At 42.0% G+C, this 15,487-nt stretch carries 13 protein-coding genes; 3 read left to right on the forward strand and 10 right to left on the reverse strand.

Going from position 1 to position 15,487, the window contains the following annotated elements:
* The first annotated feature begins 165 nt into the window (after nucleotides 1-165).
* On the forward strand, nucleotides 166-2,202 hold the full coding sequence (locus tag G5B43_RS15700) for a heavy metal translocating P-type ATPase (RefSeq protein ID WP_165295755.1): 2,037 nt from the start codon (nucleotides 166-168) through the stop codon (nucleotides 2,200-2,202).
* Here the strand turns inward: G5B43_RS15700 and G5B43_RS15705 are convergent.
* From G5B43_RS15705 to G5B43_RS15745, 9 genes are read right to left on the reverse strand one after another with little or no spacing between them, the layout of a single operon-like run.
* Nucleotides 2,199-3,719: an AMP-binding protein gene (locus G5B43_RS15705; RefSeq protein ID WP_165295756.1), complete on the reverse strand. Its 1,521-nt coding sequence runs from the start codon at nucleotides 3,717-3,719 to the stop codon at nucleotides 2,199-2,201. The genes G5B43_RS15700 and G5B43_RS15705 overlap by 4 nt on opposite strands.
* Nucleotides 3,703-4,683 carry a hypothetical protein gene (locus tag G5B43_RS15710; protein ID WP_165295757.1) on the reverse strand — a complete coding sequence of 327 codons (981 nt, stop codon included), beginning with the start codon at nucleotides 4,681-4,683 and terminating at the stop codon, nucleotides 3,703-3,705. Before G5B43_RS15710 ends, G5B43_RS15705 begins: the two co-directional genes overlap by 17 nt.
* Nucleotides 4,671-5,351, reverse strand: coding sequence for a phosphatidate cytidylyltransferase (locus tag G5B43_RS15715; RefSeq protein WP_165295758.1), 681 nt, complete (start codon nucleotides 5,349-5,351; stop codon nucleotides 4,671-4,673). Before G5B43_RS15715 ends, G5B43_RS15710 begins: the two co-directional genes overlap by 13 nt.
* On the reverse strand, nucleotides 5,351-6,478 hold the full coding sequence (locus G5B43_RS15720) for a DUF3419 family protein (RefSeq protein WP_317167530.1): 1,128 nt from the start codon (nucleotides 6,476-6,478) through the stop codon (nucleotides 5,351-5,353). Before G5B43_RS15720 ends, G5B43_RS15715 begins: the two co-directional genes overlap by 1 nt.
* Nucleotides 6,429-9,065: a PEP/pyruvate-binding domain-containing protein gene (locus G5B43_RS15725; protein WP_165295759.1), complete on the reverse strand. Its 2,637-nt coding sequence runs from the start codon at nucleotides 9,063-9,065 to the stop codon at nucleotides 6,429-6,431. Before G5B43_RS15725 ends, G5B43_RS15720 begins: the two co-directional genes overlap by 50 nt.
* A gap of 27 nt (nucleotides 9,066-9,092) precedes the next feature.
* The gene (locus G5B43_RS15730) at nucleotides 9,093-10,055 is read right to left on the reverse strand and encodes a UbiA family prenyltransferase (protein WP_165295760.1); all 963 of its coding nucleotides are present in this window, start codon (nucleotides 10,053-10,055) and stop codon (nucleotides 9,093-9,095) included.
* A gap of 9 nt (nucleotides 10,056-10,064) precedes the next feature.
* Entirely contained in the window at nucleotides 10,065-10,775 is a 711-nt protein-coding gene (locus G5B43_RS15735) for a phosphatidate cytidylyltransferase (protein ID WP_165295761.1), read from the reverse strand.
* Nucleotides 10,776-10,781: 6 nt separating this feature from the next.
* Nucleotides 10,782-11,360, reverse strand: coding sequence for a CDP-alcohol phosphatidyltransferase family protein (locus tag G5B43_RS15740; protein WP_165295762.1), 579 nt, complete (start codon nucleotides 11,358-11,360; stop codon nucleotides 10,782-10,784).
* 6 nt (nucleotides 11,361-11,366) lie between these two features.
* The gene (locus tag G5B43_RS15745) at nucleotides 11,367-12,647 is read right to left on the reverse strand and encodes a hydroxymethylglutaryl-CoA reductase (protein WP_206367393.1); all 1,281 of its coding nucleotides are present in this window, start codon (nucleotides 12,645-12,647) and stop codon (nucleotides 11,367-11,369) included.
* A 186-nt stretch (nucleotides 12,648-12,833) separates the two neighbouring features.
* On the opposite strand from G5B43_RS15745, the gene G5B43_RS15750 reads away from it, so the two are divergent.
* Complete coding sequence (locus tag G5B43_RS15750; RefSeq protein ID WP_165295763.1) at nucleotides 12,834-13,790, forward strand: hypothetical protein; 957 nt, start codon at nucleotides 12,834-12,836, stop codon at nucleotides 13,788-13,790.
* Between the two features lie 79 nt (nucleotides 13,791-13,869).
* Nucleotides 13,870-14,790 carry a PfkB family carbohydrate kinase gene (locus tag G5B43_RS15755; protein WP_165295764.1) on the forward strand — a complete coding sequence of 307 codons (921 nt, stop codon included), beginning with the start codon at nucleotides 13,870-13,872 and terminating at the stop codon, nucleotides 14,788-14,790.
* A 43-nt stretch (nucleotides 14,791-14,833) separates the two neighbouring features.
* On the opposite strand, the gene G5B43_RS15760 is transcribed toward G5B43_RS15755, so the two are convergent.
* Nucleotides 14,834-15,346, reverse strand: a complete 513-nt coding sequence (locus G5B43_RS15760; RefSeq protein WP_165295765.1) for an RNA polymerase sigma factor — start codon at nucleotides 15,344-15,346, stop codon at nucleotides 14,834-14,836.
* Nucleotides 15,347-15,487 lie beyond the last annotated feature (141 nt).

The raw sequence follows: 15,487 nt of genomic DNA on the forward strand, positions 1-15,487 counted from the left end.
TCTTTAGATATTTATCATATCTTTATTAATCCTCTAAAATTCGTGCGTCAACAGCGTCTCTCGATAACGTGGCAAATGTTAGACGAATGAAAAAGTCAGTACGGATTTTGTTATAGTATTGTGTAGATTAGTGAAATATACGAGGATCATTAAAACTTTTCTATAATGGCACACCAACATATATACGATGCAGAGGGCAAGCAGCTTTGTTGTATAGCAGAAGAAAAAATATATACCAATGCAGGCGCAGCAAACTTTATAGAAGAAGATGGTTGTTGCAGTACAAAAAAGCATCATCACGACGAACATGATCATGGACACGAACATTCGGACATGGACGGCAACATTTTCAAGCTATTTATGCCTGCTGTTATTTCCCTCTTGTTGTTGTTTGCTGGGATTGCCATGGATCATTGGTTCCCACAACCCTGGTTTACAGGTTGGATAAGGGGCATCTGGTATGTGGTTGCTTATATTCCTGTTGGTTTACCTGTACTCAAAGAAGCAGTGGAGAGTATGGTTAAGGGCGATGTATTCTCGGAATTTTTTCTCATGGGTATTGCAACGATCGGTGCATTTGCCATTGGCGAATATCCGGAAGGTGTTGCTGTTATGTTATTCTATAGCGTTGGTGAAGTATTTCAGACGATGGCTGTCTCCAGGGCAAAATCAAACATTAAATCTCTGCTTGACCAACGACCTGATGAAGTAACTATTTTAAGAAACAATAAACCGCAATCCGTAAAAGCAGAAGCTGTGGACATTGGGGCGATCATACAACTGAAGCCGGGAGAAAAACTCGGCTTGGATGGTGAATTATTATCAGACTCGGCATCGTTCAATACATCAGCCTTAACGGGGGAAAGTAAACCCGATACGAAAAATAGAGGCGAAACGGTTTTGGCAGGTATGATCAATCTCCATACCGTATCACAAGTAAAGGTAACAACAGCTTATACCGATAGCAAATTGAGTAAGATATTGGCTTTGGTACAAAATGCATCCTCCCAGAAAGCACCGACGGAATTATTTATACGAAAGTTTGCTAAAATCTATACGCCTATCGTGGTGTTCCTTGCCATCGGAATTACGTTTTTGCCAGCATTATTTGTTGCAGACTATATCTTTACCGATTGGCTCTACAGGGCCTTGGTATTCCTCGTCATTTCTTGCCCTTGTGCTTTGGTTATTTCTATCCCGTTGGGTTATTTTGGCGGTATTGGAGCAGCTAGTAGAAATGGTATTCTGATAAAGGGTAGCAATTTTTTAGACACCCTTGCCCGTATCCAAAATGTGGTCATGGATAAGACCGGAACAATGACGGAGGGCGTATTCAGCGTACAAGAGGTCAATTTTAGCGCGGAATCTGATAAAGAAGAAATGCTTCAAATGATCAATGTTCTCGAAAGTCGGAGTACACATCCCGTAGCCACGGCAATTCACCAGTATGTCGGAGACGTTGATCATTCCATCGAACTGGTTAATACGGAAGAAATTGCAGGGCATGGACTGAAAGCTATCGTCGATGGAAAAGGCCTGTTGGTCGGTAATTTCAAACTGATGGATAAGTTTGGAATTGAATATGATTTAGATGTTAATAGTATTGTCTATACGACGATTGCCGTTGCCTATGACCACAAATTCGTGGGGTATATGACGATTGCAGACAATATTAAAGCGGATGCTCAATTGACGATTGATAAGTTGAAATCTCTTGGTGTAAAATCAACCATGTTGAGTGGTGATAAGCACACCGTCGTAGACCATGTGGCCAAAACTTTGGGTATCCCTAATGCGTTTGGAGATCTATTGCCGGAAGATAAAGTAAATAAGATAAAAGAGATCAAAGCCCAAGGTGAAAGCGTTGCTTTTGTCGGCGATGGCGTGAATGATGCGCCTGTCGTGGCATTGAGTGATGTCGGAATAGCGATGGGTGGACTGGGAAGCGATGCTACTATCGAAACGGCAGACGTGGTGATCCAAGACGATAAACCGAGCAAGATCCCTATGGCAATTCATATAGGCCAGCAAACGAAGAAAATCGTGTGGCAAAATATTGGGCTAGCTTTCGGTGTTAAAGCCATTGTACTCATTCTCGGCGCAGGAGGATTAGCGACTATGTGGGAGGCTGTTTTTGCCGACGTCGGTGTTGCACTGTTGGCGATCTTGAATGCCATAAGAATACAGCGGATGACATTCTAGACTAACTTGCCGTACTCAATCTTGGAATGGTGGCGGGGATCTCTGGGCAGCTGCTGGAATTTTACGGTTGCTATCTTAAATGGCAGTTGTTGAAGCTCAGCTAGGACATGTTCCTTCGTTGATGGGGTTTCTTCGGTTAATTCGATAAATGCCCTTATATCGTTGCCGTCGGAAAGAATCGTTCCCATTTCCACGCCGTTGATAGACTGCACGAAGTTTTCAAAAACAAAAGTAGAGAGCCAATCTTCTCCTTGCGGGATGAGCGTATTGCACCTCCCCGTTAGGAATAAGCGTTCATCCCGGATATAACCGCTGTCGCCCGTTCGGTGCCAATAGATACCGTCAATCAAGATCTTATTAACCCGGAGAGCTTGTTCATTTTCATAATATTGTGTGAGCACATGGGGACCGGAAACAACAATTTCACCCCATACACCTTCTGGCTGTGGCATACGCTCAAACGTCTCCGAAGAAATATCGAAAAGCGATTTATCTGTAATAGGAATAATCTTTACTTGCGCTTTATGAAAAATACATCCTACGGGTAAACCTTGTTTTAGATTGAATGTATATATTTCTGAAGCCAATTCAGCTGCGGTTATCGAGCTAATAGGCTCCGCTTCGGTGGAACCGTAGAGAACTTGTACATTTTTATCACGGAATGCCTTATTGTATAGTTTCGCTTCTTTTAAAAATACAGGCGCGCCACCGGTAAAGATATCGTTCAATTCCGGCAATGAAATTTTATGTTCGGAAACATGTTCGGCAATGCGTTTGATAAAATAGGGAGAAGCCACCAATCTGGTAACCCGATAGTCCCGCAACTGTTTTACTATTTTTCGCGGCTGGATCTTCGTAGGTTTCGATGAGTTGAAGTCGGCAATCACGGAAGTCGATCCCACGGCAAGATTGATAAGCAAGACAATAGGCAGTACCGACATATCCACATCCGACGGCTTAGCCTTGATCTCCTCTTCCAGCGCCTTAAATTGTTCGTATAAAAAGCCATGTGTCCGCAGTGCTCCCTTTGGCGTTCCGGTACTACCCGTCGTAAAGGTAATGAGTGCTGCATCCTCCGACAGCGTCTGACACATTTGGTCATTTTCCGCTCCGGAATAAGATAATCCTAACTTAATTGGAATCTGCCGGATGCCTTTAGAAAAGAAACGTAACAGGTGGGCTTTCCAACTGCCCACGAAAGCTTTGCAATCGGCCATTTGACAACATGTATCCAAACGGTCTATCTTGCTCCATTGATCTACGAAGACGATGGTTGCACCTAGATAAAACAAGGCCAGTACATTTCGGTAGAGATCAATGCCCATCGGTACAAACAGTAAAACCCGGTCCCCCTTTTTTATCCCTTTTTGTATGAAGTAATTTGCTGTTTGCCGAACCTGCCGCGCGAGTTCTGAAAACGTGATTTTATCACCGTTTTTGTCCCAGATAGCCGTTTTGTTAGGATACCTTTCGGCTGTATGCACAAAAAGACTAACGATGTTAAAGGGATTTTCCATAGAGCGTGTAGGTTTTTAGCAGATCTCCACCGTACTGATCCGATAGGGGAGTTGCATCACCCTCGTCAATCATGAAAGCAAAAATAATACGCTGATATTCTTTGGATACCGCTTTTTGATAAAAATCATCAACCAATACGAGTCCCAGCCCTCCATATAACCGTTGTGGGCTGCGGGCAAGTGTCTTGATGATCAAGGTTTTGTCTGTTGGATTCAAAAGATCATCCGTACCCAGCAAAATGCCGACAATTTTACCCTCGTGTTCTGCTATTTGGACAAATTCCGGTTTCAGTATAGCTTGTAGAGATAGGTATTTTTCTAAAAAAGACGTTTCAGTGATGGGGGTATACAGAAAGTTTTGTTTAAAGGACTCGTGCAAAAACGGATAGAGTTTTTTCAAATCGGCCTCGTAATCATCCATATCTATCCCTCGAATGATAATGCCGTCACGAAGCAACCTATTTTTTACCTGATCGATTTTTTCATTTCGCCTTGGGGCAACGAAGGCTATGGCCGAATAATAATGTGCTATCGGCTCGAAACCTATTGATTTCCACTGTTTGGCATAATAAGGTTGGTGTTTCATCTCCATAAAGAACAGGGATTTTTCGGGATGATCGTGAAAACGGTAATTTTCCCAGGTCGAACCGTTCATTGGGCCAATAAGGAAATCTATACCCTGCTCTTTAGCTAGTTTTTCGATGGTCTGAAACAGTTGCCGTACCGCCTCTTCGTTTTCTTGTGCTTCGTATGCACCCACCAGCCCAACATTTTTATCTTGATATGTAATCCCCGTATTGATATACAAAACGGCTTTTGCGAGATAAACGTCTTGCTGCTTTACTGCAATGCCTGCGTAGTAATGATCTGTAGGAATACGTTCATGCTCCTGCGATACATGTATGCGGGCAAATGTGTCGGATTGGTCTTTATCGTAAATTTCGGTGGTCATTATATTATCCATGATTGTGTCAATAACATGCTTATTACGACTGTAAAAGGAATCGAAACATTATCATAGCCGTCCTTGCTAACAGCTTCGGCAATAGTAGACAATAATGCTATAAACGCGAAAGCGAACACCTTACTCGTATGCATGTCAGATAAATACAGGTACCGCCAACTGATGAAAGCAATCAAAAAAGCACTGATAAAGAAAGCCAAAGACCCTGTTGCGGTTTTCGTAGCCCCGGCTATTCGATAGGAGCCCCAAGGCCATTTTTTGCCGCATAATGCCGCTAAAGGGTCACTAATAGCGAGTATCATGATGGGAAGGTAATAATAGATATATTGATAACCTTGATAGCTGTACGAAAGATAGCAACCATAAACGGCTACGGGATAAGCCAGACTACCTACTGATTTGCGATCGATGGCGTTGATAGATTTTAGCAAATGGAAGCGTAGCGAACAGATCAGTATGACCGCAAATGAAGCACATAATAACAATACCCACCAATGGTTGTCCAGTAGTACAGGAAAAAGTAAGGCCAGCAGTCCAGTGCCAAGATGCACAAACTTTCTTGTCAACTCGACTTTTACTTTCAAGCTATGATACAAGAGCTCTCCCAATGCGAAGAGTACGAGATAGCATCCTGCGAGGATAAGCGTGTTTTTTAGATTCGTTTCCATTACGTTTGTTCCACGATAAATTGATTGTAAAAGAAACCGTTATCATCCGCTGTCAGCTGTTGGGATAGTTTGCTCAGATAGCGTACTTTGGACGGAAAAATACCGGAGATACGACGCGGTACCATCAGATTCCAATAGCCTATTCTACCACCATCTGCTAACAGCTGTATCAGTTTTTCCGCCGTTTCCGTAAAGAGTTTTTTATCCATGTATTCGAAGATATTGGATAAATTCATACTATTAAATTGTCCATAATCCTGCGCTACCTGCTCGGCAAATCCTTGACGGATAACCAAGCTGTCCAAATTGCCCTTTATTTTAGGGTAAGATTCCGGTTGCAGATAATGTGGCAATAGTTCGCCGAAATTCCCAGTGAGGTTATAACGCAATATCGGATTTTGTTGGGCACGGGCTTTTTTCAACTGTTTTTCAGCTTTCTTGAAAATGTAAGAAGAAACGTCTATTCCTACTTCTTTTAGGAACTGCGGATCACGTCCCCATTTCCCCATCACCAAACGGCTAAAAAAGATATTGAAGAATAAACGCCAACGCCAGCTATTCCATTTTTTGTGGTAAAACTGGACTTGTTCCAATTCGTCCTTCGGTGCCAACAATTGCTCAACCCGTCCTTTACCGTGGATGAAAGGCAATACACTTTTGGCAAACAGCTGAAAATACCGTTCGAATTTCCCTTGATGTATAAGACCTCGGGTTATCGTATCGGTATGTCGTTCCCAATATTGACGTACATCAGCGGCTAATTCCTGTTTTAACTGTTGGAATAATTTCAGTCGGTCTGCTCCCTCGTGGAAACCTAGAAAAACAAGTACATCGTCATAATCCAAAGAACGGATAGCCGCTTTTTTCAATTCTACAAGATACAGTTGCGTCAGATTTACATCTACAGCGACAACCAGTTCGGGATCGGTAGTAAGCATGGAAAAGCTGTTGTCGCCGGCGGAAGCGATGGATAAAATTTTCGAACCGCTCTTGGGTGCCAATCCTTGGAGTAGAATTTCCGGATCTTCCCAACAATTGGCATAACGGATAATACTGAAATCAACTTTTTTATCCAGATTACCCATGATTTTGATTTTCTTGTTCTTCGTCCAAAATCTTGATTTCACCTGTACTTCCATCCATCTCAATCCAATCGCCTGTTTTGACACGGGACAATAAACCTGTTACGCTCACAATACAGGGAATGCCCATTTCCCGGGAAACGATAGCAGAATGGCTAAGCAGGCTGCCACGCTCCACAATGATGGCTCCGGCGCTGGGGAAAAGCGTTACCCATCCGGGATCGGTACTGGTCGTCACCAGAATATCGCCATCCAAAGAGTTAATTTCGTTTGGATGATGTACGACGCGGGCTCTTGCTTTGACCTGTCCCGGACAGCAACCGATTCCTTTTAAGTCGCTTTCTGCTATTTCTATCTTGCTCTTGCTATAAAAATCGTTACTTTGGTATACAACGCCGTAGGTACCAATGCGTTCGGATGGCATAGGCATCTGCTGAAAGCGCTCGTGCTCTTCCTTGCGTACCGCCACGAGTGATTTTAGGTCGGTCGTTAAGCTCCGTCCTTCGATATAGGCAAAAATTTCTTCTTTGCTCAAAAAGAAGATATCACGATCAAATTCCAGTATATCTTCTTCATAGAACCGCTTACCGATATAGGTGAATAGCTCCCGCACAATCCCAAAACCTCTGGTTCGTTCATACCGTAGATTCTCGCGTGCACTCACCAAATCACGGGTGCGCTTCAATGTTTTCTTGAAAATCCATTTTTTGAACGGTTTATGGCGCAGTGCCTTTTTCATAACGGCTTCTGCATCTGTCCGGAGCTTTTCCTCTATTTGATTTGACGTTTTAGCTGTTGTGATTCCAGACTCGACGTACGATTTCAGCACCTGCACAAATCGTGATGGATCTTGCGTATAGGAAATCGTTTCCAACTTTAACTCCCCAACACATCGCTCCCCGAAATCTGTTATATACTGTTCAATCATCTGTTTCGTTTTCTTGCTTTCGGAGAGATGGTCGTATAGCAAAAACTGCCAGATATCCTCGGGCGTTTCACGGAGGAACACTTGTTTTAAATAGGGTGTATCTGCTATATAGGTTGCGATCTCGACACTGCGGTGTATCGGTTGTGTAGAGATGATGTCTGCACTGCCACATAACAGGTCGTTATGGATATTCGGGTGATTTTCTTTTGTATATTCTTCACAACGTTTTTTGAGTAATCCAAACCATATCATCGCAAAAAAATCATTGAGTAGGGGGGCTTTCCACTGATGGAGAAGTGCCCGTTCGAAATGCAGGTATAAATTCATCAATTCGTTGGCGTCCTTGGATTGAAAATCTATTCGTTTGTACTTGTCGATAGTGCGGTCCAATAAATTTTTGAAGGCTATCCGCTGTTTAGGCAAGGTTCTGAAATGTCCGTACATTTTTACGATCATTTTCAAAATACGTCTCCATGCTTTTCCTTTTGGCAATAGATAACTTTCGGGAATATCGAAGCTCTCTTTAACGCCCATCATTTGCTCCATGAAACGTGCATTTAGGCTGTACCCCGGTAACATCGCCAATAAATGATACCAGGAGCGTAAATTGTAATATACCCGACCGTTTATGAACCCGAGCATATTCGCAAATACACGTGGATGGCGGTGGATCGTCTGTTCGTCCACGCCCAATATGGATACAAATATTTTGTAGACGGTTTCGTAGGATTGGCTGATAAAAGAAAAGGTCAACGGCGTGGTTACACCGGGGTAAGACTCTACGATATTACTGTTGTCCCATACAACGTATTCGCTATTTGGATCGGGCAATTTGGAGAGTCCCGTTATGGGGCGGGTCTGTAAGATATATAGATTGTCGTCCTTAACGGCAAACTCTACGTCTTGGTATAATCCAACGGATTTCCTTAGCTTATCCAGTAGTTCGTCCAGTTGCCAAAGGATTTCGTCTGCAACCGCTTGGTCATTTTGATTGATTCTGGGAACGTCTACCAATACAGTTCCACCTGCACCACTCGGGTTGAACACCATTTTCTGTTTTTTGCGGACGGTCTGCCGATCGATAAGCCTGTTGGTGATGATATAGTGATCTGCTTCCAATTCACCGGATACCAAACCTTCGCCTACGCCGAATACCGCCGATATGAGTTTCTCTTTCCGGTGTCCATTTACGGGATTCATGCCAAAAGCGACTCCCGAAGCATCGGCGTCAATCATTTCCTGTATGATAACGCCGATACCCAGACTTGGACCGAGATGGTTGGCCTGTCGGTAAGAAAGCACACGTTCTGAAAAAACGGAGCGCCAGACATCTTTTATGCTTTCCAGTACCTGTTCTTTTTTGACGTACAGATAACTTTCAAACTGTCCGGCAAAAGAATGTTGCCGTCCATCTTCGTCCAACGCAGAAGAACGTACGGCCAAATAGGCCACGTCAGCGAACAATTCATTTAATTCGGCGTGTACAACAGGAGGGAAGACGTATCGGTCGATAGCATGCAATACATCTTTTGTATGCTCGATGGAGGATATATGCTTGAAAACCTCAGCAAGAAAATCAGCAGGTAATACCGCCCATTTCGGAACATGCACGCCCGACTGACCTAATTTCAATAGATTTTTGGCTTTGCCTCCTATTGCCGGATGTTCTATATATTGATATTGATTACCTTGAATAAAAATCATTTGTTTCTTCTTTTTAAATAAGGGTTGTTATCCAAACAAGCGTTCCAGCATGGGCACAACGCCCAAGCTGAGATACATATCGATTGTCCATCCCGCTGAGGTTAATTCAATCGCTTTTGCACGCTTACTTGACCTATTGTTCGTAAACAGAACAGCCGGAATACAACTCAACATAAATATAGCGGTTAAAATGATATAAGCAAGTACACTGTACCCGGCATAATAAGATGCTGCCATACTCAATACCCACGTAATGAATAAAATAAGTATCCATAGTCTTGTCGCTTTTTTAGCCCCCAATAGATAGGAATAGGTTTCTACGCCTACTTTTTCATCGGATGGGTTCCTTATTTTTCGTCCAATCTCCAGTAGAATCCCGTTCATAAAAGAAACGGCGAAAAAGAACAGTAATCCTCTTGGTGCATCGGCATCTGCCAGTAACCAATCCAACCCACTGGCGTAGATATCAATCAATGGAATAATCAGCATGTGCGAAGTCACGTACCAAAATGGTCGCTTCTTCAACCATTCCGCCACAAAAAATTCTTTACCCATCAAACAGAGGTAAAAAATGACGATTCCATAAATGATCAGCATCTTGGGGAAGAAAATGAGATTGATGCTGATTTGTGCCAAGAACAGCAGAATACCAACTGATCGCAGTTCTTTAAGAGAAATCAACCCACGAGGTACAGGTAATTCCTTTCGGTACATCGCGTCTTCTTTGGCGTCCTTGAACTCGTCGAATATCCTGACTAATAAGAAGAGGGTTACTGTCGTAAATACGCCTACCAAAAAATGTTGCCAAGAGATGAAACCCGTTGCACCTCTGGAGATTCTGGAGTAGGCTATTGCCGAAAAACTAAAGGCACTAATCATAATCCCGTGTGCCAGCAAGGGAAAACGTTCTCGTTGATATATCCAGAAACGCTTGATGAATGAAGCGTTATTTTCTTCCGGATTGCTGTATTCATTTTGTTGTGTTGTCATCCTAAATTTTTACAAATAAGCCAACCAAAAAACTGCTCCGGCAAAAATGAAACTGTCAAATCTATCCAATACGCCACCATGTCCAGGAATGACGTTGCTATAATCTTTTAGATTACACCGACGTTTGTACCAAGAAGCTAAGGCATCGCCTACAAAGGCTGCCGTGCAAATGAGTAATGGCGAAAATCCTATCGCATATCCAGACATATTTAACCACTGCATCACGAACAGCCCCGTCGCAATCCCCATGACGTACCCGCCGACAACACCTGCTATTGTTTTGTCCGGACTGATTTTTGGCAACACCTTCTTCTTTCCAAACAGTTGCCCGGTAATTTGGGCAAATCCATCAAATGTAAATACAATAGTATAAACGTATAATACCCGCTCCAACGCGACTTGACTGGAAAATTGATAAAAGCCAAAAGCTGTTACCATATAAAATAGGATGGATACCCATAAAAATAATATCCCTTTGTTTGACGAACGCCAACCCATAACGATCTCGTATGCACCAATGATGAGCAGCACCATAGCGAGGTAGCGCATGACTCCATATTGGATACACCAGACAGTTAAACTGACAGCGAGAAGGTAGAAGATATATTTCACCCAACGTGCTCTCCGTTGCTCCGCATCACTCTTTCTATTGAGTACGAATATGGCTATCCCACCGATCGTGAAGAATACAATTATAATATAGAATAATGTCCAAAACATAGTCCGTCATATTTTATTTCGGAAGACAAAAAATGCGCTCTTTAGATTAGAACGGAGCTTGGGCAACGATACAACCAGGAGCAACTCTTCCAGATAAGATAAACAGCTTACCACCACCATGAAATAAAAATAGGGTTCCCAAAAGCCGAAAAGGAAAAAGGTGAAGATAAATATGCCTTGGACATAGCCGATGGCTTTGCTCGACCATAGGTGAAAACTGGGAAAACGTCCAAACCGGAATAAAGCTAACAACTGTGGAAGCAACCATAAGCCTATCAATACTATAAATTCAAACCTATATTCTTTCACAAAATCTTGTTCCAGCACAATCATGCCTGTAAAGGCCATGATATACGTTCCGATATCTGCCAAAGAGTCCAGTCTTGCGCCCAGTTCAGTCTGTAGTTTGAAAGCACGGGCAATCAACCCGTCCAAAATATCGGTAATTAAATTAATGGATAGGAGGGTGATGAACAAACTTTTATTTCCGCTAATAATAGCATATATAATAAATGGTAACGCCAAGATGCGGTAAGCAGATAGTGCATTCGGCACATTCCAGATATTTTCCTTTTTGGTTGCCATGGCATTCTATTTTTTTCGTCCAAACTTCTTATGTGCCTGCGTGAAATGTCCGGCAGACAAAGCTGCTGCAATCGAAAGTTCGCCTGCCAAAACAAGTGCACCACATATTTCGGCGAATCTCCGGGCTTTACCCGCACCATAACAATCCATCATCTCTAAGCATTCCCGTTGTGTAGGCAGATGGGTTCCACCACCGACGGTGCCTACTACCAAATTAGGTAACGTCACGCTTGCATACAATGATCCGTCTTTATTCAGCTCCATTCTCGTGATGCCGGTAGCGGCTTCTGCTACACAACCAACATCTTGGCCGGTAGCCAAAAACAAGGCTGCCAGACCATTGGCATAGTGTCCTTGCGCGCCAATCGCACCACTCTGTATAATACCAATGGTAGATGAACGCCAATATTCCGCCATCAGCTCCGGTGTGGTTTTGAGAACCTTATTGACAATTTCCTCCGATAATACAATCTCTGCTGTCACCTTCTTTCCTCTGACATTGGTAAATGATAGAGCCGTTGCTTTTTTGTCGCCTGAATAGTTGCCTTCAATGAACCACAACGTTGGTTTGGTCGGACACTGATTTACAATATATTCGCAAATAGCATCCGTACAGATCGTCACCATATTTTGTCCAGCGGCATCGCCTGTATGATATTCCAGCGTGACGATGAGATGATTGCCCTCGATTTGGATTTTGATATCCATCAATTTGGCAAATCGGCTGGTCTGTCCGACGATTTCTTTCAGTTTGTCGACTTGTGGAAGCAACCAAGCTACAAAAAGTCCCAGATCGGCAATGTTCTCGAATTTGAATACCGGGCTGCGCTGGACGCCCTCCAACAGACAGATAGACGTGATTCCTCCCGCCATAGAACAAGCCTTTGCACCTCGATGGTACGATGCGACTAAAGCACCTTCAATTGTCGCTAAGGGCACATAAAAATCGCCTTGGGCAGATGAACCGATGATATGCAATGGCCCGATTACGCCCGTGGGGACCCGAGTCATGCCGATATAATTTTCGATGTTACCGTTCAAAACTGCGAGGTTATCAAAAATTTTGTTTTCAATGAGGTAAGGAGCGTGCGTAGCCGTTTTATTTTCCAAAAAGCGCTTTCGCTGTTGGATGCCATCAGCGCTTACTTCTGGTTCAAATGGCAGTGTGTTTTCCTCGCTTGGAGCGGAAGCCTGACGACTCCTGATATTTCGGATAATATGTTCCATGTTCTGCACAGTATTAATAATGTGCAGCGCAGTACTTGCTTTTTCGATTGATGATGCCATGATCTTTTTGTTTATAATTCAAATCGGATTCCTCTGAAACAATTCTCAATATTGTATACTGAGAATTGTCTCCCTAGAATCAACTATTTTTTTATTTATTTACATTACAAATATATTGTGCTTTTCGCATTGGCATTTGCGGTAAAAAATATTTTTTTGTTTTATATTTGTGATTATCGCAAAAATATGTATCAAGAGATCCTAATCGATACCATACGGAAGAAAATCGGCGAACATAAATCTATCATCGAGGAGGTGGCAGGAGCATTGGATATTAGCTATGATGCGGCTCATCGGCGTATTTCGATGAAAAGCAAGTTTTCGATGGAAGAAGGTGTCCAATTAGCTAATTATTATGGTATTTCCATGGATACACTTTTTCAGGGAAGCGACAGTGTTTTGGTCAAGAAAACCAAAGATGTCCGTAGTTTTGATGGTCTAAGCCAATATCTGGAAAGTTCGTTTACATATTTAAATGTACATGCCGCGGATGGAGAAACTTCGTTGTATTATTCGGCAAAGGATATCCCGCTGTTTTATACGGTTAATACAGATTTAGTGTCGAAATTCAAGCTCTATGTATGGCTTTATTTACTGAACCTCGAAGATATGGACATATCTTTCGATGTGTTTTGTACCAAGGCACCGATTATCGACCACAGTCATAAACTAACGTCCTTCTACGCTTCGGTCCAAACAAATGAAATATGGAACGATACCACCATCAATAGCACATTACAGCAGATCATTTACTTCTTTCATTCTGGTTTGTTGTCCGCTGAACATGGTAGAACACTTTGTGACGGACTGAAAGAATTGGTCTTCGGGCTGGAACAGAAGTGCACAGACAAAAATGATCAATATCGTTTGTACTATCATGATTTGCTGATCTTGAACAATAACGTACTCATTTCAGATCAACAGAAAAAATCGCTTTTTGTGCCCTACACCATGTTGGGGTATTATATTACGCATGACGAAAATACTTGTAAAACCGTGTATGATTTCTTTCAATATCAAATGAAGAACTCTAAATTGCTCAATACCGCGGGCATCAAAGACAAGAAAATTTTTTTCAATCGAGTATATCAGAAAATCGATTTCTACAAAAACCAGATGACGGTCTTTCCGGATATGTTGTAGTTTCTTCTGAAGCTTTTGTTATTTCTGGTACATTCTTATACCTTTGTGTTGCTCTTCAGGTATATTAATAAAATTGAATATGAGTTTAGTGATCGTAGGTACTGTGGCTTTCGATGCCATTGAAACACCTTTCGGAAAAACCGATAAAATTGTAGGAGGTGCCGCTACATTTGCTGGTCTGGCAGCTTCATATCTATATAATAAAGTAAAATTAGTTTCGGTCATTGGAGAAGACTTTGGCGATGATAATTTGGACATTCTCCAATCAAAAGGTGTTGATGTAGAAGGCGTGGAGGTAGTGAAGGGCGGAAAATCATTCTTTTGGTCGGGGAAATATCACAACGATATGAATAGTCGCGATACATTGATAACAGAATTGAATGTGTTGGCCGATTTTGATCCGAAACTACCAGATTCTTATCAGGATTGTAAATATTTGTTGTTGGGTAACTTAACTCCCCAGGTGCAGATAGCTACCTTGGAACGTTTCCAAAATAAGCCAAAATTGGTCGTTCTGGATACGATGAATTTTTGGATGGATGTGGCTTTAGAAGATCTGAAAACCGTATTGAAAAAAGTCGATGTTTTGACCATCAACGATGCAGAAGCGCGCCAGCTTTCCAGCGAATACTCCTTGGTCAAAGCTGCGCAGATTATACTGGAAATGGGACCTAAATATCTCATTATTAAAAAGGGAGAACACGGAGCTTTGCTATTTGGTGAAGGACAGGTATTTTCTGCTCCTGCATTGCCGTTGGCCGATGTATTTGATCCGACAGGAGCAGGGGATACATTTGCCGGTGGCTTCATAGGCTATTTGGCAAAGGTGAAATCGATAAATTTTACAAATATGAAAAACGCAGTTATTTATGGCTCAGCATTAGCTTCATTCTGTGTGGAGAAGTTTGGAACAGAGCAGTTGCAACAATTATCTTCAGCTGATATCGGGGAAAGAATTCAGCAGTTTATCACGTTATCTAGATTTGAGCTGGTAGACTGAAATACATCTAAAAAAATGCCCGATTCGGGCATTTTTTTAGATTTTAATAACTGAATTTATAGGTATTCAATGTTTTTTTCATGACTTTACGTGCCACATGAATACGGGTTTTCACTGTTCCAATGGGGATATTCAGATAATCGGATATTTCATGATATTTGTAACCTTCGAAATACATGGTAAAGGGAACATAATAGTCCTCTGACAAGTTGGACAGTGCGTGGTTGATATCTTCCATAACAAATTTATTTTCGCCTCTATTCTTTGTTGCAGAGACAACAAGATTTGCACTGGTAATCTCTTCCTCCTTTGTTATGAAAGAATTTGTTTTTACAACTCGTCGGTAATTGTTGATGAACGTATTTTTCATTATGGTGTATAACCAGCCTTTCAGATTCGTGCCCTCTTTGAAGTTTTTAAAATAAGTAACGGCTTTCAAAAGAGTATCTTGCACTAAATCGTTGGCGTCATCCTGGTCTCTAGTGAAATTTCTTGCGTACGCTTTTAGTGATTCTGATTGTCGAATGACTAAAGTGTTGAATTCTATTCTATTCATATTAGACTGGATTAAAAAGTTTACACTACACTAAATGAACTTACTTTCGTTCAATAGCTATTTAAGGTGTATTTCATTTGCATGAACTACGGTTGCATTCCAAAATATGCAAATGGCGTGCTAAACTTTTTGATTACCGTT

It is taken from the genome of Sphingobacterium sp. SGR-19 (assembly GCF_011043555.1).
Lineage (GTDB): Bacteria > Bacteroidota > Bacteroidia > Sphingobacteriales > Sphingobacteriaceae > Sphingobacterium.

Excerpts from the sequence above, each read along its gene's own strand:
- G5B43_RS15700 (WP_165295755.1), top strand. The coding sequence starts at position 166 with ATGGCACACCAACATATATACGATGCAGAGGGCAAGCAGCTTTGTTGT.
- G5B43_RS15705 (WP_165295756.1), bottom strand. The coding sequence starts at position 3,719 with ATGGAAAATCCCTTTAACATCGTTAGTCTTTTTGTGCATACAGCCGAA.
- G5B43_RS15710 (WP_165295757.1), bottom strand. The coding sequence starts at position 4,683 with ATGGATAATATAATGACCACCGAAATTTACGATAAAGACCAATCCGAC.
- G5B43_RS15715 (WP_165295758.1), bottom strand. The coding sequence starts at position 5,351 with ATGGAAACGAATCTAAAAAACACGCTTATCCTCGCAGGATGCTATCTC.
- G5B43_RS15725 (WP_165295759.1), bottom strand. The coding sequence starts at position 9,065 with ATGATTTTTATTCAAGGTAATCAATATCAATATATAGAACATCCGGCA.
- G5B43_RS15730 (WP_165295760.1), bottom strand. The coding sequence starts at position 10,055 with ATGACAACACAACAAAATGAATACAGCAATCCGGAAGAAAATAACGCT.
- G5B43_RS15735 (WP_165295761.1), bottom strand. The coding sequence starts at position 10,775 with ATGTTTTGGACATTATTCTATATTATAATTGTATTCTTCACGATCGGT.
- G5B43_RS15740 (WP_165295762.1), bottom strand. The coding sequence starts at position 11,360 with ATGGCAACCAAAAAGGAAAATATCTGGAATGTGCCGAATGCACTATCT.
- G5B43_RS15745 (WP_206367393.1), bottom strand. The coding sequence starts at position 12,647 with ATGGCATCATCAATCGAAAAAGCAAGTACTGCGCTGCACATTATTAAT.
- G5B43_RS15750 (WP_165295763.1), top strand. The coding sequence starts at position 12,834 with ATGTATCAAGAGATCCTAATCGATACCATACGGAAGAAAATCGGCGAA.
- G5B43_RS15755 (WP_165295764.1), top strand. The coding sequence starts at position 13,870 with ATGAGTTTAGTGATCGTAGGTACTGTGGCTTTCGATGCCATTGAAACA.
- G5B43_RS15760 (WP_165295765.1), bottom strand. The coding sequence starts at position 15,346 with ATGAATAGAATAGAATTCAACACTTTAGTCATTCGACAATCAGAATCA.